At 67.7% G+C, this 24,249-nt stretch carries 20 protein-coding genes; 5 read left to right on the forward strand and 15 right to left on the reverse strand.

What is annotated here, in order from left to right; translation table 11 throughout:
* Positions 1 to 101 precede the first annotated feature (101 nt).
* On the forward strand, positions 102 to 2,300 hold the full coding sequence (locus tag NJD74_RS14585) for a TonB-dependent siderophore receptor (RefSeq protein ID WP_319624457.1): 2,199 nt from the start codon (positions 102 to 104) through the stop codon (positions 2,298 to 2,300).
* An 80-nt stretch (positions 2,301 to 2,380) separates the two neighbouring features.
* On the opposite strand, the gene NJD74_RS14590 is transcribed toward NJD74_RS14585, so the two are convergent.
* The 7 genes from NJD74_RS14590 to NJD74_RS14620 form a co-directional block, all read right to left on the reverse strand.
* Positions 2,381 to 3,148, reverse strand: coding sequence for a heme ABC transporter ATP-binding protein (locus tag NJD74_RS14590; protein ID WP_319624458.1), 768 nt, complete (start codon positions 3,146 to 3,148; stop codon positions 2,381 to 2,383).
* Positions 3,145 to 4,188: an iron ABC transporter permease gene (locus NJD74_RS14595; protein WP_102788484.1), complete on the reverse strand. Its 1,044-nt coding sequence runs from the start codon at positions 4,186 to 4,188 to the stop codon at positions 3,145 to 3,147. The genes NJD74_RS14590 and NJD74_RS14595 overlap by 4 nt, the downstream gene beginning before the upstream one ends.
* Before the next feature lie 11 nt (positions 4,189 to 4,199).
* Entirely contained in the window at positions 4,200 to 5,234 is a 1,035-nt protein-coding gene (locus tag NJD74_RS14600) for an ABC transporter substrate-binding protein (protein WP_083298739.1), read from the reverse strand.
* Between the two features lie 69 nt (positions 5,235 to 5,303).
* Positions 5,304 to 6,686, reverse strand: a complete 1,383-nt coding sequence (locus NJD74_RS14605) for an ATP-binding protein (RefSeq protein ID WP_046272436.1) — start codon at positions 6,684 to 6,686, stop codon at positions 5,304 to 5,306.
* 121 nt (positions 6,687 to 6,807) lie between these two features.
* Positions 6,808 to 7,815, reverse strand: a complete 1,008-nt coding sequence (locus NJD74_RS14610; protein ID WP_319624459.1) for an alpha/beta hydrolase-fold protein — start codon at positions 7,813 to 7,815, stop codon at positions 6,808 to 6,810.
* A gap of 109 nt (positions 7,816 to 7,924) precedes the next feature.
* Complete coding sequence (locus tag NJD74_RS14615) at positions 7,925 to 8,704, reverse strand: hypothetical protein (protein WP_319624460.1); 780 nt, start codon at positions 8,702 to 8,704, stop codon at positions 7,925 to 7,927.
* Positions 8,705 to 8,761: 57 nt separating this feature from the next.
* Positions 8,762 to 9,322: a TetR/AcrR family transcriptional regulator gene (locus tag NJD74_RS14620; protein WP_319624461.1), complete on the reverse strand. Its 561-nt coding sequence runs from the start codon at positions 9,320 to 9,322 to the stop codon at positions 8,762 to 8,764.
* 119 nt (positions 9,323 to 9,441) lie between these two features.
* Here NJD74_RS14620 and NJD74_RS14625 point away from each other — a divergent pair, with 119 nt between their 5' ends.
* Positions 9,442 to 10,035 (forward strand): NAD(P)H-dependent oxidoreductase, encoded by a 594-nt coding sequence (locus tag NJD74_RS14625; RefSeq protein WP_319624462.1) that lies wholly within the window; start codon positions 9,442 to 9,444, stop codon positions 10,033 to 10,035.
* Positions 10,036 to 10,234: 199 nt separating this feature from the next.
* Positions 10,235 to 12,397: a glycoside hydrolase gene (locus NJD74_RS14630; protein WP_319624463.1), complete on the forward strand. Its 2,163-nt coding sequence runs from the start codon at positions 10,235 to 10,237 to the stop codon at positions 12,395 to 12,397.
* Between the two features lie 87 nt (positions 12,398 to 12,484).
* Here the strand turns inward: NJD74_RS14630 and NJD74_RS14635 are convergent, their stop codons facing one another.
* On the reverse strand, positions 12,485 to 13,930 hold the full coding sequence (locus tag NJD74_RS14635; protein WP_070471572.1) for an amidohydrolase family protein: 1,446 nt from the start codon (positions 13,928 to 13,930) through the stop codon (positions 12,485 to 12,487).
* 111 nt (positions 13,931 to 14,041) lie between these two features.
* Positions 14,042 to 14,647: a glutathione S-transferase family protein gene (locus tag NJD74_RS14640; protein ID WP_102788515.1), complete on the reverse strand. Its 606-nt coding sequence runs from the start codon at positions 14,645 to 14,647 to the stop codon at positions 14,042 to 14,044.
* Positions 14,648 to 14,719: 72 nt separating this feature from the next.
* Here NJD74_RS14640 and NJD74_RS14645 point away from each other — a divergent pair, with 72 nt between their 5' ends.
* Positions 14,720 to 15,757, forward strand: coding sequence for a YafY family protein (locus tag NJD74_RS14645; RefSeq protein WP_319624464.1), 1,038 nt, complete (start codon positions 14,720 to 14,722; stop codon positions 15,755 to 15,757).
* A gap of 51 nt (positions 15,758 to 15,808) precedes the next feature.
* On the forward strand, positions 15,809 to 16,711 hold the full coding sequence (locus NJD74_RS14650; protein ID WP_319624465.1) for a LysR substrate-binding domain-containing protein: 903 nt from the start codon (positions 15,809 to 15,811) through the stop codon (positions 16,709 to 16,711).
* A 75-nt stretch (positions 16,712 to 16,786) separates the two neighbouring features.
* Here NJD74_RS14650 and NJD74_RS14655 read toward each other — a convergent pair whose 3' ends face one another.
* The 6 genes from NJD74_RS14655 to NJD74_RS14680 all read right to left on the reverse strand — a co-directional run bounded on the left by NJD74_RS14655 (position 16,787) and on the right by NJD74_RS14680 (position 24,111).
* On the reverse strand, positions 16,787 to 17,059 hold the full coding sequence (locus tag NJD74_RS14655) for a hypothetical protein (protein ID WP_019184750.1): 273 nt from the start codon (positions 17,057 to 17,059) through the stop codon (positions 16,787 to 16,789).
* Positions 17,060 to 17,154: 95 nt separating this feature from the next.
* On the reverse strand, positions 17,155 to 17,553 hold the full coding sequence (gene crcB / locus NJD74_RS14660; protein WP_319624466.1) for a fluoride efflux transporter CrcB: 399 nt from the start codon (positions 17,551 to 17,553) through the stop codon (positions 17,155 to 17,157).
* Positions 17,553 to 18,854, reverse strand: a complete 1,302-nt coding sequence (locus tag NJD74_RS14665; protein WP_254427790.1) for a replication-associated recombination protein A — start codon at positions 18,852 to 18,854, stop codon at positions 17,553 to 17,555. The genes crcB and NJD74_RS14665 overlap by 1 nt, the downstream gene beginning before the upstream one ends.
* Positions 18,855 to 18,975: 121 nt before the next feature.
* Positions 18,976 to 19,614, reverse strand: a complete 639-nt coding sequence (lolA, locus tag NJD74_RS14670; protein ID WP_070471577.1) for an outer membrane lipoprotein chaperone LolA — start codon at positions 19,612 to 19,614, stop codon at positions 18,976 to 18,978.
* Positions 19,615 to 19,720: 106 nt separating this feature from the next.
* Entirely contained in the window at positions 19,721 to 21,673 is a 1,953-nt protein-coding gene (locus NJD74_RS14675; protein ID WP_319624467.1) for a DUF3857 domain-containing protein, read from the reverse strand.
* Positions 21,674 to 21,753: 80 nt separating this feature from the next.
* On the reverse strand, positions 21,754 to 24,111 hold the full coding sequence (locus tag NJD74_RS14680; protein ID WP_046272445.1) for a DNA translocase FtsK: 2,358 nt from the start codon (positions 24,109 to 24,111) through the stop codon (positions 21,754 to 21,756).
* Positions 24,112 to 24,249: the final 138 nt, after the last annotated feature.

Raw genomic sequence — 24,249 nt, forward strand, 5'->3', positions numbered from 1 at the left:
GGCCTATACGTCGCTTCGGCGACGCCCGCGACGCCGGCACTGCCGATGAGGCATTGAGCCGGCGCTCGCGCCCCTTCCTCCGCGTTGTCGAGTTGTTGCCCATGTCCTGCTCTCTGCCCCTGAATCCGCGCCGGTTGCGCCCCAACCTGCTGGCCCTGGCCTGCCTGGCCGCCGCACTCGTCCCCGCCGCGCACGCCCAGACCGCCACCGACCTGGATGCCGTGCGCGTCAACGCCTATCGCGCCGCCAACAGCACCAGCGGCGCGACCAAGACCAGTACCGCCCTGGCGGAAACCCCGCAATCGGTGTCGGTGATCGAGCGCGCCGAGCTCGACGCCCGCGGCGTGCAGTCGCTCAACGATGCGATGCGCTACGTCGCTGGCGTCAGCCTGGAAAGCTCGGGCATCGACAACCGCGTGGACGACTTCCGCATCCGCGGCTTCGATGCCGGCAGCTGGTCCAACAACGTCACCCTGGACGGGATGCGTGCGCCGCAGGGCAGCCAGTGGAACCGCAGCATGTTCGACAGCTGGAATCTGGAACGCGTGGAAGTACTCAAGGGTCCGTCCGCCGTGATGTATGGCCAGGTGGCCCCCGGCGGCATGGTCAACCAGGTCAGCAAGACGCCGATGCCGGACCAGGCGCAGCAGCTGCGTCTGGGCGTGGATGCGAATGGCCAGTACAGCGCCGCCTTCGACGTCGGTGCCGGCACCGCGGGCGAGGATCACCTGTTCCGCCTGGTCGGCCTGTATCGCGACGGCCAGACCCAGATCAAGCGCACCGAACAGCAGCACTGGTTCCTCGCCCCCAGCTACACCTGGCAGCTTGCCGAACGTACCCGCCTGACCCTGCTGGGCATGTACCAGAAGGACGATGGCGGCTCGACCTACCAGTTCCTGCCGGCTGCCGGCACGCTCAACCCGACGGCGTCGGGCTACATGAAGAACAGCACCTTCATTGGCGAGCCGGACTGGAATACCTTCGACCGCACCCTGTGGACCGCCGGCTGGATGTTCGAGCACCAGTTCAACGACCACCTGACGCTGACCCAGAGCGCGCGGCGCACCCATGTCGATTCGCTGTTCCGCAGCGTGGTCACCTTCGGCGCGCTCAACGCCGATGGCCGCACCCAGAACCGTCGCGGCGTGATGGGCACCGGCGACTCCGATGGCGACACGTTCGACACCCGCCTGCAGGCCCGTTTCAGCACCGGCGCGGTGGATCACACCGTGCTGCTCGGTTGGGACTGGCAACGTGCGGATTGGGAGGGCGTGCGCAGTGCCATGAGCAGCCCGCGCCCGATCGACATCTTCAATCCGGTCTATTCGACCTACCGGCCGACAGTGACCACGGAAACCCCGACCGCCGGCATCAACCGGCAGAGCGGTGTGTATCTGCAGGACCAGCTGGCGCTCGGCAACTGGCGCATGACCCTGGGCGGCCGCTACGACTGGACCAAGGACGACAGCAGCAGCGCCAACCGCAATATCGCCACCGGCATCTCCACGCCGGGCGGGCGCAATGTGATCAAGAACGAGGCCTTCACCGGTCGCGCGGGCGTGCTGTACGTATTCGAGAACGGGCTGACCCCGTATGTGAGCTACGCCGAATCGTTCCAGCCCTCGACCAAGTCGCCGTTGGACAGCTTCACCCAGACCGCGTTCGAGCCGGTGACCGGTTCGCAGTGGGAGGCGGGGTTGAAGTACCAGCCCGCCTCGGTGGACGGCCTGGTGACGCTGTCGGTGTACGACCTGCGCCAGCAGAACATGATCGTGGACGATCCGGTGGCGTCGCATCGCAACTGCGGCGCGACGGGCACCGCGACCTGCTCGATCCAGGGCGACGAGGGACGGGTGCGCGGCATCGAACTGGAAGGCCGGATCACCCCGATCGAGGGCTTCAGCCTGATCGGCGCCGCCTCACGAATGGACTCGGAAATGACCCGCTCGGCGCCTTACAAGGGCAAGGAACTGGCGATGGTGCCCGATTACAGTGCCTCGTTCTGGGCGGACTACACCTTCCAGGCCGGCGCACTGCGGGGCCTGAGCCTGGCGGCGGGCGCGCGCTACAACGGCGTGAGCTACGGCGACAGCGCCAACCTGTACCGGATTCCGTCCTACACCCTGTTCGATGCGGCGATCCGCTATGACGTGGGCCAGATCGGTGGCACCCAGGTGCAGCTGGCACTCAATGCCAGCAATCTGTCCGACAAGCGTTTCGTGTCGACCTGCACCGGCGTGTCGTCGTGCTACTACGGCAGCGGCCGCACCGTGATGGCAACCGCGCGCTTCGGCTGGTAACCGACCCACCCGACAACGGTAGTGCCGGCCGCTGGCCGGCGCCCGTCGCCCCTTCAACGCGCCGGGAGAAATACCCGGCGCTAGGGATCGGTCACCACGACCAGCGGGACATCACGCTGCGGGTGACGCAGCACCAGCACCGGTTGCTGGTAGACCCGCTCGATATGCTCACGGGTCAGCACCTCGGTCGGTGTGCCATCGGCCGCCACGCGGCCCTGTTCCAGCAACACGATCCGGTCGGCATAGGCGGCGGCCAGATTCAGATCGTGCAGCACCACGATCACGCAGGCGCCGGCATCGGCCAGTTCACGGACCGCGCGCAGCGTGCGTTCCTGATGGCGCAGATCCAGTGCAGCGGTGGGTTCGTCCAGCAGCAGCACCGGCGTGTCCTGGGTCAGCACGCGGGCGAAGGTCGTCCGCGCCGCCTCGCCACCGGACAGATGCTCCACCTCCCGCTCGATCAAGGCGTGCAGGTCCGCACGCGCCAGCGCGTCGGCGATGCAGGCTGCGTCTTTCACCGGGTCCGGCGGATGCGGCAGGCGCCCCATCGCGACCACTTCGTGCACACGGAAGGCAAAACGGACCGCATGCTCCTGCGGCATCACCGCGCGCTCGCGGGCCAGCGCTTTGGCCTTCCACGCGGCCAACGGCTGCCCCTGCAGCAGCACCTCACCCTGCTCGGCCGCCAGATCACCTGCCGCCACCGCCAGCAGCGTCGATTTGCCCGCACCGTTGGGACCGACCAGTGCCGTCACCGAGCCGGGCAGGAAGTCCAGCGTGATGTCATCCAGGATGCGCCGCGCGCCGCGGCTGAGCTGCACCGACCGCAGCTGCAACAGCCCGCTCATGAACCGCTCCGGTGGCGCTGGCGCATCACCAGCCACAGGAAGAACGGCGCGCCGAGCGCGGCCGAGAACAGCCCCAGCGGAATCTCCGATGGCGGATCGAGCGTGCGCGCGGCGGTATCGGCGACCACGATCAGCAGGGCACCGGCCACGGCCGAGACCGGCAGCAGCCAGCGATGGCCCGGACCGACCAGCAGACGTACCACGTGCGGCACGACCAGGCCCACGAAACCGATCGAGCCGGCGAAGGCGACCGCAGCGCCCACCAGCAATGCACTGAAGGCAATCAGCTTGAGCCGGGTGCGTTTTACATCCAGGCCCAGGTGCTGGGCCTGGCGCTCACCGAGGGCGAGCATGTCCAGTGGCGTCGCCAGGCGCAACAGGGCGATCGTGCCGATCACGAACACCGGCGCCACCGCGATCACATCCATCCAGTCGGCCTGGGCCAGCGAGCCCATCTGCCAGAACACCAGCGACTGCAGTTCGCTCTCGCTGGCGATATAGGTCAGGAAGCCGATCACGGCCGAGCAGAACGCGGCGATCGCGATGCCGACCAGCAGCAAGGTCGCCGTGCCGCTGCCCTGCCCCGGCCGTGCCAGCAGGTAGGTCAGCGTGATCGCGCCACCGGCACCGGCAAACGCCGCCAGCGGCAACGTCCAGGCGCCGAACGCACCGGCACCCAGCACGATGGCCGAGACCGCACCCAGCGCAGCGCCCTGGGTCACACCGACAATGCCGGGGTCGGCCAGCGGATTACCGAACAGGCCCTGCAGGCTCGCACCGGCCATCGCCAGTGCGGCGCCCACCATCGCGCCCAGCAAGGCACGCGGAATCCGCAGCTGCCACACCACGGCCAGATCGCGGGTGCTGACGCTGGCCGGATCGACCAGCCCCAGCTTCACCCCGATCGCCTGCAGCACCTCCATCGGTGGGAGCCGCAACGGACCCACCGCAAAGGATGCGATCACCGCGATCAGCAGACCGACCGCGGCCCAGATCAACACCGTCGCGCCACGGCGACGCGCAGGACTCGACACCACCATGCCTTACGCCCTCACGGGCGCGGCACCGTGGCGAAGGCGGCCGCCAGCGCGACCGCGCCACTGCCGGAAGCGACGCTGGCCGATTTCAGTTCCACATCCGGCATCACCCACACGCGGTTGGCCGCGCCGGCCGGCGTCTGGCGCAGCGTCGGGTACGCGCGCCACAGGCCCGCCTGGCCACCGAACAGGGCCAGATCGTTCTCGGTCACCAGGATCACGTCGGGCGCTGCTGCCACCACGCCTTCATTGCTCAAAGCGGAATAGTTGGCCACGCCGGCTTCATCGCCGATGTTGATGCCACCGGCCAGCGTGATCAGCTTGCCCGAGGCGCTGTCCGAGCCGGCCACCGTCGGCGCCCCGCCGGCACCGGTCGCGGAAACATGGATCACGCGCGGATGCCACGCCAGCGCGGCACCACTCGCCTTGGCCGCATCCAGCTGAGACTGCACCTTCGAGGCCAGCGCTTCACCCTGCTCGGCCATGCCGACCGCCGCGGCGACCTTGCGCACCTTGTCGGCCGCCGGCTGCAGATCGTCGACGATCACCGCCGCCTCGCCCGCGCCACGCAGCTTGGCGGCCAGATCGGAATGGCGACGCAGGCTGTTGCCCAGGAACAGGGTGCCCTGCAGGCTCAACACGCCTTCCACGCCGGTGGTGCGGTTGAACAGGAATTGTTTGGGGGCCTTGCGGCCGGACTCGGTGGCCGAGCGCAGCGGCGCGGCGTACACCTGATCATCCAGGCCAAGGGCTTCGAGCACGGCGATGATGTCATCCCCACCGGCGATGATCTTCGAGGTATCGATCACCGTCGTGGCCACGCCATCGTCGGAGGTGACCTGCGCCGGCAACTGCTGGGTGGCGCCCTCGATGTCCGGCACGTCCACGCCCACCACGCGCTGCCAACCCTCCGGCAGTGCTTCGGCGGACTGCGCGACGGGTGCCGCAGCGGCGTCGGCGGCAGGGGCGGCGGGCTCTTTCGAGCAACCGGCGATCACCGCGACCAGGGACAGGGCCAGCAGGCTGCGGCGGACATCATTGGACTTCATGGCAGTTCCTCTTCAATCAGAACGGCGGGGCTGTCCGCCCCGCCGTCAAAGCAACGCAGTGCGCTGAACTCAGTTCGCGCGGGTGCTGATGCGGGTAATGCGGTCGCCCTTGGGGTCCTGGGCATCACGCGACTTGTTGACGGCAAACACGTTGCCCTTGCCATCCTCACGCACATGGTTCGGGAAGGTGCCGCCATCCAGGTTGCCGACCACCTTGCCGTTGCCATCGACCACCGTCACCGTGCCGGCGCCGCGATTGGTCACGTAGGCCAGCTTGGAGACGGGCTCGAAGGCCACGTTCAGCGCACCCGCGCCGACCGGCACGTCGTGCAGCACCTTGCCGCTGGCGACATCGACGATCAACAGGTTGTCGGTGCCCTGCGAGGCCACGTACAGGCGACCCGCCGCGGCATCATAGGCAACGCCGGAGGCGCTGATCGAGTTGCCCAGATCGATGACCTTCTCCACCTTGCCGGTGGTGGTGTCGATCACTGCCGCTTCGGGCGTGCCGATGCTGACGGTGAACAGCTTGCCGGACGCTTCATCCAGCACCAGGCTCATCGGGACGAACTTCTTGTCGTCCACGCCCGAGGCCAGGGTGATCGGCTCCAGCGGCTGCAGGGTGCGGGCATCGAACACCGAGAGATGATCCTCGCCGGCGGCCGAGGCGAACACCTTGCCATGACGTCCATCGACCACGATGTCGCGGGCATGCGGTACGGCGCCGACATCGAACTGGCGCACCAGCGACAGATCCTTCTGGCGATACACGGCCACGGTGTCCTGGCGGGTGTTGGTGACCCACACGTTGCCGTTGGCATCATCCACGCCCACGCCATACACCGCGAACACCGCACCGCCCTTGCCACCCGGAACTTCAGCCGGGGTGATCCTGGCGGTGACCTTCAGGCTCTTCGGGTCGAGCTTGAGCAGCTGCGACTGGGTCACCGGCGGGCGACCGACGGCGGCAGTGACGAACACCGCGTTGCTGGCCGCGCTGTACGCGGACTGATACAGCCCCTGGACCAGCTTGGCCGAGGTCTGGTTGAAGTTCTGCTGGCCGCTCAGCGGCAGGTTCGGCGAAACGCGCAGCGACAACACCGTCGCCGCGGACGGCTGGCTGGCACGCACGATCACCGGCTGCTGGCCGGGCACGGCATCGGAGGGAATCGCCACCTTGCCCTTGAAGTTGCCCTCGGCATCGACCACGTACGGGGTGGCATTGAGCACCGTCTCGCCACGCAGCAGGGTGACCTGCTGGCCCGGCACGAACTGACGGCCGATCACCTCGGCATCGCTGCCCGGCACCACGTTCTGGCCGCGGCTGACCACTTCGCCGCGGAAGCCGTTGGCCGGGGCATCGAAGACAGGCTGGGCGAACAGCGACGGGCTGGCCAGGGACAGCGCGAGGGCCAGGGTGGCGACACGCGGGAGGGATTTCAGGGTGTACATCAGCAGACTCCTTCTGTTGGGGGCGCGCCGGTTGGCGCGTTGTCACAGTGCTTGCCTTGGCGTGGCCGCGGTCCGTTGCGGCGGTGGCACAAGGCCACGGAACTGCCTGGGTATCGAAAAATCAGGGCGCCGGCGCGGGCGTGCCGCTGCGATCGGCGATGCCGTACAGCTGGCTCAGCGTGGCCTTGAGCGAGGCCGGCAGCATCGGCCCATGGCCAAGGCCGGGGAACTCGCGGTACTGCACCGTCAGGCCGGGCACTTTCGCCAACCGGCTGGCCAGCTGCTGCGCGGCATCCGGGGTCGCGCCGCCGATGCGGCGCAGGTGCGCGACCACGCGCGGATTGGTCATGTCGCGCACACCGCGGTTGCCCGTGCGCTCGTCACCGCCGAGCATCACCGTCACCTGCGCCGGCTGGCTCTGGTTGTTGGCGATGAACTGGCGTTCCATGTCGCCCAGCGGTGCGCCCTGGCTCCACCACAGTGACGGGCTGGCCGACACGTAATGCTGGAAGGCGGCCGGCCGGGTATACAGCGTACTGACCACGAACAGACCGCCGAGCGAGTGGCCCCACAGCGACTGCTGCTGCAGATCGATGCTCGCGCGGCGCTGCACTTCCGGCTTGATCCGGCGCTCGATCAGATCCAGAAACGCATACGCACCGCCACCACTGGACTGCGACGTGCCGTTTTCATCGTCGGCGGTGTCGATCCATGCGGTGTAATCGCGGGTACGGGCGGGCGAATCGATGCGCAGGTCGTTGTCGTAACCGATGAACACCAGCACCGGCGCGGCGTGCGCGGCCAGGTCGGCCAGCATGGCCTGGTCCAGCACCATCGCCGCGGCATTGCCATCCAGCATGTACAGCACCGGGGCGGGCGTAGCGGTCGCCTTGGCCGGGACACCGATGTTCACGCGCCAGCGGCGGGCCTTGTCGGGGCTGTCCAGCACGAAATGTTCAAAGCGATAGCTCTGCGCCGGCTGGTCCAGCACCGTCTCGCCAACCTTCTGTTCGGGATTGCGCTGCTGCGCCGCCGCAGGCGACAACGCGGCCATGCCGATGGCGGTGGCCACCCCCAGCGTGCGCAGCCACGGCGATACGGAAGAGATCAGGGAGGAGGAAACGATCATGACAACCCGAAGCGAGAGACAGTGCTATCCCGCCAGTGTAACTCAAATGAGAATGGGTATCACTGACGTTGCGCTGAGCGCCCTGCCATCGCGGTCGCCATGCACGGGCTCAGCGCGCGCAATCGCCCGACGCCTTGCGTGCCGCACCCACCGTCGCACCGCCCTTGCCCGCGACGGACATCCAACCCTTCAGCGGGAAGCTGTCCGGCACCGACGCCGCCATCGGCGCCGAGCCGATCACCAGCTCCCGCCAGGTACCCACCGGCTCCAGCTCGGCCAACCGCGCGGCCTGGTCGTCATCGGTGCTGACCACGTCATCCGGCCCGGAGGGCGCCTTGGCGGTCGTCCCGGTCTTGGTGGCCCTGATCCGCAGTTCGCCACTGGTCGCACTGGTCACCGCCACCGCGTAGTGCTCCTTGCCATAGGCCCACGGCGTTTCGTGCTGCACGGTAGCGGTCTGTCCTGGGGCGGGCAGTGCCAGCGCATCGCCCGCGGCCGCCTGCACCATCGCCATGCCGCCCATCACCGCCATGTACATCCCGTACGCACGCATCTGCTTCTCTTCCTGCGTCTTCGCCTCGGGCGCGCCTGGCCAGTCCGCCTCCAGATTGAAATGCGCCTTGCCGTTGCACAGCGTCAGCACCACCGGCGTGCCCTCGCCTTCGCCCAGGCTGATCAGGCTGTCGCCGTTGCGGAACTGCTGCACGTGGCCCAGCAATGACGCACCGCTCGGCGGCACCTGATTCACCTCGATACGCGACGCCGCCTTGAGACGCTCGTTCAACGAGATCGTCGTGGCAGCAGCGGGCAGCGCTGCGCCGATCGCGGCAGCAAGTACAAGCACAGGCAGGAAAACGCGCATGGCATCCAGTCCAAGAGGGCGGGACATCATACGCGTCCGGCCATCGCTCACTCGCACGCCATGGCCCTGCACCGCGCAAAGCGCTCAGTTACGCGTCACCATCGCGGCGATCGTCGCCGCCAGCTCCTGCACGGCCTGCTGCGCGGTGATATCGCCCGTGGTGGCGGCATAGGAGAGCCCTTCGGCCGCGCCCAGCATGCCCCACAATCCCGCCTGGGCCAGCACGCCGGAGGGTGCGAACGGTGACAGCAGCGCGCGGCACTGCTCGAGAAACACGACGTCGTACTCGCGCTTGATCCGTGCCAGTTCGGGCGAACCGGCCAACGCCGCGATCACGCCGGGAATCTCACGCCCCTGCTTCATGACGCAGGCGACGTAGGCATCGGCAATGACCTGCGCCTTCTCGGCGAGCGTCGGACCGCTGTCTGCAAACCGCGCTTCCATCACCACGCCCTGGCGCGCATCGAAATCCTGGTACAGCGCCGCGAGCAGACCGGCCCGCGTACCGAAATGGTCATACACCACCGGCTTGGTCACCCCGGCCTGCTCGGCCAGCCGCCCCAGGGTCAGCGCGTCGGTGCCTTCCTCGCGCACCAGCCGCCACGCTTCCTCCAGCAACTGGCGCAGGCGATCGTCGCGGGTCATGCGGCGGCGAGGCGCCACCGGAACGGCAGAGTCGAGCGGGCTTGACATCGCTATATACCAATCGTAACTTACAATTTGTAACTTACCGAAAGTATACAACCTCCTCCCCTTGGACGCCCATGCACACCCTGATCGTCACCTCTCACCCCCATCCCGACGCCCTGACCCAGGCCGTCGCCCGCCGCATCGCGGACGGCCTATCCACCGCCCGCGGCGCGACCGTGGAACTGGCCGACCTCCATGCCGAGGGCTTCGACCCCCGCTACACCCGGCACGACCTGGACGGCCACCACCGCCTGAGCGCGTTCCCGGCCGATGTACTGGCCGAACAGGCCCGCCTGGATCGCGCCGACGCACTCGTGCTGGTGTTTCCCGTTTACTGGTGGAGCATGCCGGCGCTGATGAAGGGCTGGATCGACCGCGTCTTCACGGGCGGCTGGGCCTATGACGACAGCAGCGGCCAGGGCGTGCTCAAGAAACTGGGGCACCTGTCCGTCCATCTGGTCGGACTGGGGGGCGCCGATGCGCGCACCTGGCACAAGCGCGGCTACACCGAGGCTATGAAGACCCAGATCGACACCGGCATCTTCGATTACTGCGGCGCGCCGGTGCTCTCGTCCACCCTGCTGCTGGAGACCGACACGGGTGATGCTCAGGCCCACCTGCACAGTGCGTTCGCGCTGGGCGAGCGGATCGCAACGGCAGCGCGGTGAGCGGTGAGCGGTAGCGGAGAAGGCAGCACGCCGTGCGACGAGGCTGAAGCACCGACACGAGCATGACGCGCCGCACGCTTCATGAATCGTGACAGCACCCCGCGCATCAACTGTGACGCGCGGCAGGCGCCGGCGACCGCCGCCGCTTTACTCTCCGGCGACCGCCTCGCCCCGCACGCCACCTTCGCCCGGACCCTGCATGAAGTACTTCCTTGTTCTGTTGCTGTTGCTGCCCGCAACGCAAAGCCACGCCCTGACCTTGACCAACCCGGCGTGGCGCGTCGAGATCGATCCTGCAACGCTGGCGGTGACCGCCACCCAGGCCGACGGCACCACCACCCGCATTTCTTCGGCGGGCGACGCCGGCACGGTATCGGCGCTGAAGCAGACCGCCGCTACCGGTCGATGGCGATGGGGCGATGCAACGCAGGTACGGGCCGAGCTGGTCGGCGATACGCTGCAGATGCACTTCAACCGGACCACCGAGGGCAGCATGCACTGGCCGCGACTGCCCGCCGGTCCGCACGCCCTGTTGCTGCCGCTGCACGAGGGCTACTACCTTCCCGCCGATGACACCGTCTGGCGGGATGAACTGCTTGATGCCTACGGCGAGATCAACACCACCGAAGACCTTACCCTGCCCGTGATCGGCCTGGCGTGGCCGGACCGCGTGCTGTCGATCCTGTTCGCGACACCCTTCAACAACACCGTTCACTTCAGCGCCGATGGGCCAGGCGTCGCAGTCGCCGCCGAGCACCACTTCAATGCGCTCAACGTGTCTGAGCCGTATACCGTCATCGTCAGCCTGGATGCGCCGGATTGGCTGGCGCCGGCCAAACGTTACCGGGCGTGGCTGCAGGCACAGGGCGGCTTCGTGCCGCTGAAGGACAAACTCGCCGGATTGCCGGACGGTGAGAAGTTGATCGGTGCCAGCCACCTGTATCTGTGGGGTGACCGTCTGCTGGTGGAACAGGACGTGCGCGACTGGGCGACGCTGAAGGCGCTGCTGCCACGCGCGTGGATCCAGAAGGATGACGAGGCGTTGGAGGCGTTGGCCGCCGCACACAGCGGCCCCTATGTGCAACAGGTGTTGGTGGCCGCGATCAATGCCGCGCTGGCGGAACAGGTTCCCGGTGACACCGCCCAGGCCATGCAGCAGCGCCGGCACCAGCTGGATGCCACCCTGGGCACGGCGCTGCAGCCCGAGGCGATGCGGGGCGACAGCGCGTCGCCGCGGATGATCCGCGCCCTGCAGGCCGCGGGCCTGCCGCGCCTGTGGCTGGGACTACCGGACTGGACGGCGGGCTGGGCGAGCCCGGGCGGCGTGGACGCAGGCGTACAGGCCGGCTACTTGGTGGCGCCGTACGATTCCTATGACACCGCCCTGCCCGACGGCAACGACAATCCGTCCTGGCTGTCGGCCCAGCTTGGGCAGGACGCGTTCGAGCGCTGCGGAATCATGAAACCCGATGGCCAGCGGACCAAAGGGTTCCAGGGCAGCGGGGTGTATACCAACGCAGCCTGTATCCGGCCATTGATGGAACGTCGGGTGCGGGACCTGCGCGCCACCACGCCCTACAACAGCTGGTTCCTGGATGTCGCAGCCACTGGCATGCTGTTCGATGACAGCGACCCGGCCAAGCCCACCTCGCAGGCGCAGGATGCGGCCAACCGCAACGCGGCCCTCGCCTGGCTGGCCGATACCCAGGCACTGGTGGTCGGCTCGGAAGTCGGCTCGGCCGTGGTCAACCGGCATATCGTCTTCGCGCACGGCGCGCAGACCGCCGGGTTTGGCTGGCGCGACCCGCAGATGCGCCGCGAGCGCCACTCGCCGTACTACCTCGGGGCGTGGGCGCCGGAGCACCAGCCTGCCTTCTTCTTCAAACAGAGCCGGCTCAAGCCCCGCTACCAGCAGCTCTACTTCAACCCGGCCCGTCGCCTGCCCTTGCTGCAGGCAGCCTTCCACGACAGCGTGGTCAGCACCCATCACTGGACCCTGGACAGCCTCAAGTTCCGCGAGAGCCGCAGCACCACCGAGCTGCTGCAGCAGCTGTACAATGTACCGCCCCTGCTCAACCTCAGCGTGGCGACCGCCCCGTCACGGATCGCCTACCTGCGCCAGCTGGACGCGTTCTTCCGTCCCGTGCATGAGCACTTGTTCGACCAGGCGCTGACCGACTTCCGCTGGCGCGATGCCGCCGGGCAGGTGCAGCAGACCACATTTGCCGATGGCAGCGTGATCGTGGCGAATTTCTCCGATCAACCACGACAGGTGGATGGCCGTCCGCTTCCGGCGCGCAGCGCGACCGCCCGCCTGGCAGACGGCCGTACGCTGGAGTTCATTTCGCCGGCGGGGCCGTAGGCCGGCACGCCACCCGAGCTGTGCGCCCGCGGATCTGTATCCCCCGGACCCGGGCGCGCCCACCACTCTGATGAGCGCGCCAAGGCGTCACTCCTTCGCCGCTTCCGCCTTCCACGCAGCGACCTTCGCCCTGGTCTGCGTCAACAGCGCATCCAGCGCCGTGCGGTCGTAGCCCTGCCCGCGCAGCACGACGTACTGGATGCCGCGCGTGGCCTCGATATCCTCCAGCGGATTGCGCTCCAGCAACACCAGGTCGGCCGCCTTGCCGGGCGCGACCGCACCGTAACGATCCAGGGTGCCGAACCAGGCCGGGCCCGCGCGCGTGGCCGCGGACAGGGCCTGCGCCGGGGTCAGCCCTTCCTTGACGAACAGCGACAGCTCGTCATGCAGGCCGATACCGGGATAGTTGAACGAGTTGAGGAAGCCCGCATCGGTACCGGCCATGATCGTCACGCCGGCCTGCTGCAGCATCGGCAGCACCGCGGCGACCTGGTGGTACTCCTGGTGCCGCGCGTCGATCTGCGCCGGGGTCGCCTTTGCCGCGCGCTCGACGCGCCAGGCGTAGGTGGCCTGCAGCTTCGGGCCGATGTAGGCCAGGTAGGGATCGTTGCGATGGTCGTCCTGGTCCAGGAAGTCCAGAATGCGCCCGCCATTGAGGGTCGGCGTCACGAACACGCCTTTGGCCGCGAAACCACGATAGGCGGCCATGGCGGTGTCACGGTCAAAGCCCGCATCCAAGCGCGCGTTGGCCTGCGCGCGATCGATGCGCTTGGCGCCGAAGTCCGCGGCGATCGCGGCTTCATCGTTGACGCCCGCCTTGTAGGCGTAGTCCAGGTGTTCGATCGAGCTGATGCCCGCATCGACCGCCTGCTGCACGGTCAATGCCATCGGAATATGCCCGGATGCACGCAGACCGTTGGCGCGTGCACCGCGCACGGCCGCCAGGAACAATTCCGGGGTCAGGGTGCTGTCGGTGATCTTGACGAAGTCGACGCGGTCGCGCTTCAAGCGCACGAACGCCGCATCCAGGTCCGCCTGCGAGCCGACTTCGATGGTGCCCTTCCAGACCGGCTTGATGCCTTCGATCTTGGCACCCGAGGTGAACAACTGCGGGCCGGCCAACCGGCCGCTGGCGATCTCGCCGCGCCACTGCAGCACCTGGTCGGGCAGATCGCCGGAGGCGTCGCGGATGGTCGTGATGCCATGGGCGATGTACAGCGGCAGCAGCGCCTTGTTCTCCTCAATGAGCTCCGGGCCGCCCCCGAAATGCACGTGCATGTCCCACAGGCCCGGGATCAGATAGCGCCCCTTGCCGTTGACCTCCTCGCGGGCCTTCCACGCCTTGCGCATCGCACGATCACTGCCCATCGCCACGATGTCCTGGCCGCGTACCACGACGGTCTGGTCCGGCACGGTGGAGGCATGCTCCACATCGACCACGGTCGCATGCCGGATCATCAGGTCGGCCTGCTCGGCCGCGAATGCGGAAGGGGCCAGTGCAAGCAGCACCGGAAGGGCAAGACGCAGGGACATGGGCAATGCACCGGAAAATGGAGAACCGGGCCACCTTACGGTCGGGCCCGGTCCATTCACCAGTTAAATTTTGGAATGCGCGTCATGTGCATTCCAGATGAGCATGCTGCTTCACATCTCGCCCTGCATCACCGGCCGTGCCTGCAGCTGTCCCAGCCACGCCGCCACGGCCGGGTGCGCGTCCACGGCAGCGCCCACGAAGGTCCCGTAGCCGACCACCTTGCCCACCACGAGATCTACCAGCGAGTAGGCCTCACCCAACATCCATGGCTGCTGCGACAGGCGCGCCTCCAGCACGTCCAGTAGTTCATTGGCCGCGCGGATGCCAGCTGCGGCATGGTCGGCATGGCGCAGCGCATCGTCCGTGGTGGCCAGCCACACACGCCCGATCACCGCGCCATAGGTGACATATGCCCACGTGCACCACGACATCGCCTCCAGCCGCGCCGGTGTACCGTCCTGCGGCCAGAGCCCCTTGGCCACGCCGTGGTGCTCGCCCAGCCACAGGTGGATCGCCAGGGCTTCGAACATCGGCGTGCCATCCACCACCAGGCACGGCACCTTGCCGTTGGGATTGATGGCCAGGTAGTCGGCCGTGCGCTGCTCGCCGGCGCGGATGTCGATCCTGACCCGCTCATGAGGGACGGCCAGTTCGGCCAGGGCGCAGGCGATCGGGGTGGCGCTGGACATCGGGTGCCAATAGAAGACGAGGGACATCTGGAACTCCTTGAGGGTGGTCAGGGGTGCGACCAAAGCGGTCCTGCACCGTGGCCCCAAGGCTAGCCACCCTTGCGGACAGAACCCGCCCGCAATGGCTGCTACGCTTTCCTGATGCTGACCGCCTCCGCCCGCCTGCTGAGCCTGCTGTCCCTGCTGCAATCGCGCCCGCATTGGGGCGGCGGCATGCTGGCCGAGCGCATGGGCATCCATCCACGCACGCTCCGCCGCGACATCGACCGGCTGCGCCAGCTGGGCTATCCCATCCACGCCAGCACCGGTGTCGCCGGCGGCTACGCGTTCCGCCCGGGCCGGGCCCTGCCACCGCTGCTGCTGGACGACGATGAAGCGCTGGCGGCCGCAATCGCGCTGCGCACGGCGGTGGCCGGCACCATCAGCGGGATCGAGCAGACCGCGATCACCGCGCTGGTCAAGATTGAACAGGCGATGCCACCGCGCCTGCGGCCCCGTCTGGAGGCACTGCGCTCAGCGATCCTGCCCACCGATCAGATCGGACCGTTGGTCGATGCCGGTCGGCTGACCGCCCTGGCCGCTGCCTGCCGCGACCAACTGCAACTGGCCTTCGAGTACATCGACCGCACAGGTCAGCCGAGTTCTCGCCAGGTGGAGCCACAAGGCGTGGTGCACACCGATCGGCGCTGGTATCTGGTTGCCTGGGACCCCGCACGCGACGACTGGCGCACCTTCCGCATCGACCGGATCACCAGTACGCCCGTGGTGGGCGCGCATTTCGCGCCCCGCGCCGGCCCCGGCGACGGCGACCTGCGCCAGTGGGTGGCCCGCTCGCTCTCGCTCGGGCAGTACCCCGATGAGGCCCGGATCATCCTGCACGCACCCCTGGCTGCCCTGCGCCAGCGCATCCCTGCGTCGGCCGGGGTACTGGAGGGTGTGGATGACCAGCGCTGCCTGCTGCGCTGTGGCGCCAACCCGATGGGCTCGGTGATCTATTGGCTGCTGGCCATGGACCTGGAGTTCGAGGTGCTGGGGCCACCCGCACTGATCGACCGGCTACGTGCGGCTGGCGAGCGGGTGGCGCGCAGCCTGACCCCAGGCGTCGCCGCCGTCGTGCCGACGCCCGAGGACGTGTAGCCACCGGGCATGGCCATGGCGGCCGTGGTCATTGCGCTTCACAATGGCGCCATGACTGCCAGTGAAAAACCGAATCGGGCCCTGTTCGACCTGGACCTGTTGCGCGCCATGGTGATGGTGGCCGATTGCGCCAGCTTCACCACGGCGGCCGCCCGCCTGCATTCCACCCAATCCACCATCAGCCAGAAGATCCGCCGGCTGGAGGAAATGGCCGGCCATCCGCTGCTGGTGCGCGGCAACCGTGATGTGCATCCCACCGATGCCGGCGAGATCGTCCTGGGTCACGCGCGCCAACTGCTGGCGCTCAACGATCAGCTGCTGGAGGCCCTGGCCGGCACCACGGTGGCCGTCACCGTGCGGCTGGGCGTACCGGAGGACTTTGTCAGCGCCGCGACCACCCAGCTGCTTGGCGCCTTCAACCGCGAACATCCCCAGGTGAAGCTGGAGGTCACCAGCGGCCTCAGCCGCGACCTGGCCCACGGCTACAATCACGGCGAACTCGACCTGATCCTGGTCAAGCAGCGTCGCCACAGCCGTGCTGCGGTGGCCTGCTGGCCCGAGACCATGGTCTGGATCGACAGTGCCCGCAATGGCTGCATCGGGCTGGATCCGGTGCCCCTGGTCACCTTTCCGCCGCGCCGACTCTACCGCGATGACATCATCGACGCGATCGAAGCGCTCGGGCGCCGCTGGCGGATCAGCTTCACCAGTTCCAGTCTGAGCGGGATCCAGGGCGCGGTGGCCGATGGCATGGGCATCAGCCTGCTGCCGGCGCGTGCCTTGAGCCGCGAGCACACCGTGCTGGGCGCCGAACAAGGCCTGCCACCGATCGATACGTTCGAGATCGCCCTGCTCCATCGCGCCACTGCCGACCCGCTGGTCAAGATGCTGGCGATGCGCCTTGGCGAACTCCTCAACCACGAGCGCGCCAGCAAGAACGTCACGCCGGCCTGAGCATGCAGTCGATCCGGATCACGCACCAGTCGATCGACCACGACGCCAGGCTGTATCGCCAGTGGCAGGCTGTCCTTACTTGAGCTGCAGCGGGTAGCGCTGCCAGAGCACGTGCACCAGGAACCCGGTCAGTTCCGGGTCCTTGCTGGTGATCGAGGCGCGGATCTTGTCCAGCAGCACCATGTCGCTGCAGTTGCGCACATCGGCGTGGCCAGCCTGGCCGGCGCGGCGGGCCCGGTAGCGGGCGGCGCGCTGTGCATCGGTCATCGCGTAGCCGAAGGTCGGCGGACGGCCGCGCTTGCGCGGCAGCGTCAGTTCCAGTGTTCCGGGGTCTTGTTCATCGCGCATGACGGACGAGGATGCAAACGGGGGCGCGCACGATATCGTGAGACATCACTTTAATCCAGCGTTTTCCGTGGATTTCTGCATTTGCGACGCAAGCGTCAGCGCCACGCCTCTGCGACACGCGCGCCCGCCCACACCAGCAGCATCCCGCCAACGAGGCTCACGCCCAGATACAGCGGCACCATCACGCTGCGATCGGTGCGGGTGAACACCAGCGATTCGAGCATCATCGAGGAGAACGTGGTCAATCCGCCCACGATCCCGACGATCAGCAACGCGCGCCAGTACAGCGCCGTCGTGCCACGACTCTGCAGCCAGATCATCACGTAACCGGCGACGAACGCACCGGCCAGGTTCACCGTCAGCGTGCCCCACGGAAAGCCATTGCCGAACTGGCGCAGCATCGCATCGCCCACCATGAAGCGCAGCGCGGCGCCCAGTGCGCCGCCGGCCATCACCAGGCCCAGCTGCTGCCACCAGACGCCGATGCCGTCCATCAGTCGCTGCCCTTCTCCGCACGGGCCTGTTCGCGCGCGGCACGCAGGCGGTCCAGCTTTTCCTTCAGCTTGATCTCCAGCCCGCGCGGCACCGGCTCGTAATACACGCGCTCGCCCATCGCATCGGGGAAGCCGGTCTGGTCCAGCGCGATCCCGCCGTCGGCATCATGGTCGTACTGGTAGGTCTTGCCGTAACCCAGCTCTTTCATCAGCTTGGTCGGCGCGTTGCGCAGGTGCAACGGCACCTCCTGGGTGCCGGTCTCGCGCACTTCCTGTTTGGCCTTGTTGAACGCGGCATACCCGGCGTTCGATTTGGCGGTGCTGGCCAGGTACAGGACCAGCTGTGCGAAGGCGAGCTCGCCTTCCGGACTGCCCAGGCGCTCATAGATATCCCACGCCTCCAGCGCCATCGACTGCGCGCGCGGATCGGCCAGGCCGATGTCCTCGATCGCCATCCGGGTCAGGCGCCTTGCCAGGTACGACGGATCGCAGCCGCCATCGAGCATGCGGGTCAGCCAGTACAGCGCGGCATCGGGGTTGGAGCTGCGCACGGATTTGTGCAGCGCCGAGATCTGGTCGTAGAACTGCTCGCCGCCCTTGTCGAAACGACGGGTGCGATCGGCCAGCACCTGCACCAGCATCTCCGGACTGATCCGCCCGCCGTCGCCGCTGGCCAGTTCAGCCGCGATCTCCAACAGCGTCAGCCCACGGCGCACGTCACCATCGGCTGCGGTTGCGATCTCCAGCAATGCCTCGGGTGCCACCTGCAGATGCTCCGCGCCCAGACCGCGCTCGGTGTCCTGCAGCGCACGTTCCAGCGCCTCGACGATGTCACTTGGCGACACCGACTCCAGCACGTGCACGCGGCAGCGCGACAGCAGCGCCGAGTTCAGTTCGAACGAGGGGTTTTCGGTCGTGGCGCCCACGAACACGATCGTGCCGCGCTCGATGTGCGGCAGGAACGCATCCTGCTGGGCCTTGTTGAAGCGGTGCACCTCGTCCACGAACAGCACCGTGCGGCGCCCCTCGACGAAGCGCTGCGCGGCCTCGGCCAGCACCTGGCGCACCTCCGGCAGGCCGGACAGCACGGCGGAGATCGCGCGGAACTCGGCATCGGCGTAATGCGCCAGCAGCAGCGACAGCGTGGTCTTGCCGCAGCCTGGCGGGCCCCACAGGATCATCGAGTGCACATGGCCGGACTCGACCGCCCGGCGCAGCGCGCTGCCCGGGGCGAGCAGGCGCTTCTGGCCCACCATCTCGTCCAGCGTCTGCGGGCGCATCCGCTCGGCGAGCGGACGCATGTTGTCCCGATCCACGGTCAGCAGATCGGGCCCATTGAAAGTCGTTCGGTTTCTGGCCACGTGTCTAGTGTATCGCGGCAGATTGCAGCGGGCATGCCGGCCAGCGGCCGGCACTACACCGTCATTCGCCGATGACGTCCACACCCTTGGCCGGGGTGAAGCTGAAGGTGCCCGAGGCGAAGCTCGGGTTGCGCTTCCAGCCAGTGAAGCTGATCACCGTGCGCTGGCCAACCGCATCCACGACTTCCATGCGGGCCAGGCCCTGGCCATTGAAGCCCAGTGCGGCGTACTGGAAGGCGGTATCGGTATCACGCTTCGGGCTCAGCGCCAGCCACTGCAGGCCATCACGCACGGCCGCCTCTTCGCTGACGTCGTACTGCTTGTCCAGCAGCGCCGGATTGATCAGGGCGGTCAGCGGGCTGTTCTGCTCTTCCTGGCCCTGCGGGCGCACGCTGGCCTGCTCCAGGTCCGGCTCATACACCCAGACCTTCTTGCCATCGGCCACGATCAACTGTTCGTGCGGCTTGATGTACTCCCAGCGGAACAGGCGCGGCGCGGACAACGCAACGCGGCCGCTGGTGGTTTCCTTGACCTTGCCCTTGCTGTCGAACACCTGCTGGCTGAACTGCCCGTCCAGGCCCTTCAGACCCTGGGTGAAACGGTTGAGCTCATCACGGGCGCCCGCCCAGGCCGACGCCGAACCGACACTGGCGACAACCAGGGTGGCAGCAAGCAGGGAGCGGCGGAAAGTGGTGTGCATGCGGGTATCCAGGCGAATGGGAAGGATGGGAGGCAGTGTGCCCATTCAATCCTGAATGGGCGATCAGGGACGCATTATGCGCTGGAAGCGGGTGTGCCGAGCGTACTCATGGCCCGGCCTGCACCGTCTTCAGATCGCCGTACACCACCTGCCCGCGGAAGCCGCGCCGGACCTGCTGGTACAGCTCGCGGAACGCCGCGTAGTCCTGCGGCTGGCAGAGCGCGTCCGCCCCGCGCACGGCGCGTTGATGCAGCCGGTGGCGCGCGGTGACCACCTGCCCTTCGCGCGTCCACTCCACCGTGTACTGCCCACCCGCATTGTCAAACTGCTGGCTGCGCGGAATCGCCACGATCGGCACGCTGGCCGGGAAGGTGAGCCGATAGCGCTCCTCGCGCAGACTGTCGTTGCAGTAGAACGGCGTAGCGTTGTCCGGCGCCGAGGTGCTGGCGTACAGGTCACGGAACGACTCACCGCCCGGCGCATCGGGCAGCACCATGCCGCCTAGAACCGCGAAATCGACGTAGTCGCTGGCCTGGAAGTCGTAGCGGAAGTTGAACGGACGGGTCAGGTCCTGCGGATCCCCGAGCAGGGTGAGCGCGCCACTGCCATCGAAACCGGAGGCGGCCATGATCGATTCTTCCGCCCGCGCCCGGTTCTGTGCGTTGAGCCGTGCGAAGGCGGCCCGCATGCCGATCTCGGCCACGCCGCTGGGCTGCTGCAGGGTCTGGCCGACCAGGTTGCCAGCCGCGTCGAAGCGGAAATCAGCCTCCAGCCCGATGCCGTTGCGGCTGGCATCGTTGGCGGGGGTGCGCGCCACCACGGCCTGGCGGGTGTGCAGCACCGGTGCGCCGAGATCGGCGTCGGGCAGTTGGCCGAAGCGCGCGTAGGAGGTCGTCGAGTCCAGATACAGGTCGAACTCGGGGAGATAGGTGATCGCGTGGTTGAAGCGGCCCAGCAGCGGAATGGTCGGCAGGGTCGGCCCGCCACCGGCGCCGATCAGCACCGGGGTGCTCTGGATGCCCCGTGCAGCCAGCAGCGCCTCCAGGATCACTACATGGTCTTTGCAGTCGCCGTAGTGATTGTCGAGGATGCTCTGCGCCGGGTTCGGCTCCAGCCCACCGTTGCCCAGGTAGACCGCCACGTAGCGGATGTTCTGGGCGACCCAGCGGTACAGCACGGCGGCCTGCTCGCGCCGGTCGGTGATGCCGCGGGTGAGCTGGTCCGCCAACGCCTGGATCTGCGGGGTGACCGCGGCCGCCTCGCCACCCTTGAGCTGATAGGCCTGTGCCACCTGCGACCAGTCACGATACGTGCTGGCCATGATGCCCGGGCTGTATTCCCAGGCGGCGGCGGACCAGTTCTGCGCCTTGAGCGGCTCACTGCGGCGGTACGTCCACTCCCACTGCGCCTGGCCATTGCGGATCCGGGGCTTCTCACTGCCACGCACGCCCCGCTGCTCCACCTGCATCGGCAGGCTGGCCGGGGCGGTGAGGGTCACGCGCGCATCGTCATATGGCGTGAACACGCTGAAGGTTTCCCACAGGCCGAAGTAGCCGGGGAAGTACGGCGTGTTCTGGGTCCGGCGGGTCTGGTAGACCACGCGCGTGCCCGGCGCCAGGTTCGGAAACACCACCACCCGCACCTTGCGGTCGGCATACATCGCTGCGGCAGCGCTGGAGTAGCTTTCCTGCGTGTAGATGCGGTCGGCGGGCACGTCGCGGCGCTGGCCATCGGCGGTCAGGGTATAGGCCTGCAGCACCTCCAGCGTCTCCATTTTCTCGCTGTAGCTCAGCCGCACCTGGCTGAACTGCTCGACCGCCGATTTGGTCTTGAGCAGGATCTCGTACTCTTCGGTCTGGGTGTTGCCGGCATCGGGGCGCACTACGTAGTCGGCGCGATAGCGCACGAAGCTGAAGTTGTTGCTGGCCTGCGCGTCAGTGCCCGCACCCTGCCCACCCGGCGCGGCAGCCGGGGGCGCAGCTTGGGCTTGGGCTTGGGCCTGCGACACCACTGGCGCGATCAGCAGCGCACCTACCATCATCCAGCGCATCGGCTTCATTGCAGGTTCCTTGTGCGAAGCGGCCGGCGAGCACGTCGCCGGCCCGGTGCCGATCAATGACGGCCGGGGAGCGCCCGGCCTTACTTGGGCGGTGGCGGGGCCAGCACGCTGCGATCGCCGTTGTGCTCCGGCGGGCTCACCACCCCGGCGGCCTCCATCGCTTCGATCAGGCGCGCGGCCCGGTTGTAGCCGATCTTCAGGCGACGCTGCACACCGGAGATCGACGCACGACGGGTTTCGGTGACGATGCGCAGCGCTTCGTCGTACAGCGGGTCGGATTCGTCGCCGCCACCACCGCCTGCCTCGGGCAGTCCGCCGGGGCCGACCACCACGCCATCGCCCATCATCTGCACCTCGTCCAGCACGCCGGTGATGTAATCGGTCGGGCCGCTGGCCTTGAGGTGTTCGACCACCCGGTGCACTTCCTCATCGGAGACGAACGCACCATGCACGCGGTCCGGCAATGCCGTGCCCGGCGGCAGATACAGCATGTCGCCGTGGCCCAGCAGCGTTTCCGCGCCGGACTGGTCGAGGATGGTGCGCGAATCGATCTTGGAGCTGACCTGGAAGCCGATGCGGGTCGGGATGTTGGCCTTGATCAGGCCGGTGATCACATCCACCGAGGGGCGCTGCGTGGCCAGGATCAGGTGGATGCCGGCCGCACGCGCCTTCTGCGCCAACCGCGCGATCAGCTCTTCGACCTTCTTGCCGACGATCATCATCATGTCGGCGAATTCGTCGATGAAGATGACGATGAACGGCAGTGTCTCCAGCGGACGCGGGGCCTCGCCAAGTTCCGGATTGGGCTTGAACAGCGGGTCCATCATCGGCTGCCCGGCATCCTGGGCATCCTTGACCTTCTTGTTGAAGCCGGCCAGGTTGCGCACGCCCACCGCGCTCATCAGCTTGTAGCGGCGTTCCATCTCGGCCACGCACCAGCGCAGGCCGTTGGCGGCCTCCTTCATGTCGGTGACCACCGGCGCCAGCAGATGCGGGATGCCCTGGTAGACGCTCAGCTCGAGCATCTTCGGGTCGATCATCAGCATCCGCAGGTCTTTCGGCGAAGCCTTGTACAGCAGGCTCAGCACCATCGCGTTGACCGCCACTGACTTGCCCGAGCCGGTGGTGCCGGCCACCAGCAGGTGGGGCATGCGCGCCAGGTCGGCCACGGTCGGGCGGCCGGCGATGTCCTTGCCCAGCGCCAGGGTCAGCACGCTGGCCGACTTGTCATATTCCTTGGAGCGCAGCAGTTCGGAGAGGTAGATCATCTCGCGGGTGACGTTGGGGATCTCCAGACCCACCACCGATTTGCCCGGGATCACATCCACCACGCGCACCGACTTCACCGACAGGCCGCGCGCGATGTCCTTGTCCAGCGAACTGATCTGGCTGACCTTGATGCCCGGCGCGGGTTCGATCTCGAAGCGGGTGATCACCGGGCCGGGATAGGCGCCGACCACCTGCGCATCGATGCGGAAATCCTTGAGCTTGAACTCGATCTGGCGCGAGAGCGTCTCCAGCGTGCCCTCGTCGTAGCCCTTGGGCTGCGGCTTGGGATCATCCAGCAGCGCCAGCGGCGGCACGTCCGAGCCATCGCCATTGACGCCACGGAACATCGGAATCTGGGTCTCGCGCTTGGCCCGGTCGCTTTTCTCGAGGACCGGCTCCGGGCGCGGCTCGATCTTGACCGGCTCGCGCTTGGCGCGGACCTCGGCGTCGACCTTGCGCACTTCCTGGCGCTCCTCGCGCATGGCGCGGGTCTGCTGCCACTCGGTGGCCTGCTCTTTCTTCTTGTTGAACAGCGGCGGCAGCGCCAGCACCCAGTTGCCGATCTTCTCCATCACCACGAACCAGGAGATGCCCGTGGCCAGGGTGATCGACGCCAGCAGCAGTACCAGCACGAACAGATTCGCGCCCAGGGCGCCGAAACCGACGCTGAGCGAACTGCCCACCAGCTTGCCGAGGATGCCGCCGGCGTGGGCCACATCGGCGACGAACAGGCGCAGGTGCAGGAAGCCGGTACCGGCGATCAGGAAGCCGACCAGACCGACCAGGCGCAGGGCCGGGTCCAGGTCATGCTCGCCCTTGGCCTCGCGCTTGAGGCCGAACATCGCGATCCACGCCAGTGCGCCCAGCACGATCGGCAGTACGAAGGCCATGTAGCCGAACAGCTGCAGCAGCACGTCGGCGATCCAGGCACCGGCGCGGCCACCCATGTTGTGGACCGGCGCGACCACGCTGCCGGTATGCGACCAGCCCGGGTCGGTGGCCGAATAGGTGAACAGACTGGCGACCAGATACAGCAGCGCCGGGGCGACCGCGATCAAGCCCAGGTCGCGCCACAGGCGCTGCCGACGGGGGTTGTCCACGCTGGCCGGTTTGCGCGGCGCTGCCTTGCTGTCGGACGCCTTGGATCGTTCCGGGACCTGTTTCGCCACCTTAGACCACACCTTGGGAATGCACTGTTAGTGCTTGATAATAAACGACTGGACCCCACCCCGGTAGGTGCCGGCCGCTGGCCGGCACGGTCAGCGTCAAAACCCCGGCGCCGGAATGGGCGTCGTGCTGCGCGGGTC

Origin of the sequence: Stenotrophomonas sp. RG-453 (assembly GCF_033843685.1) — a bacterium.
In the GTDB taxonomy this organism is placed as follows: Bacteria; Pseudomonadota; Gammaproteobacteria; order Xanthomonadales; family Xanthomonadaceae; genus Stenotrophomonas; species Stenotrophomonas bentonitica_A.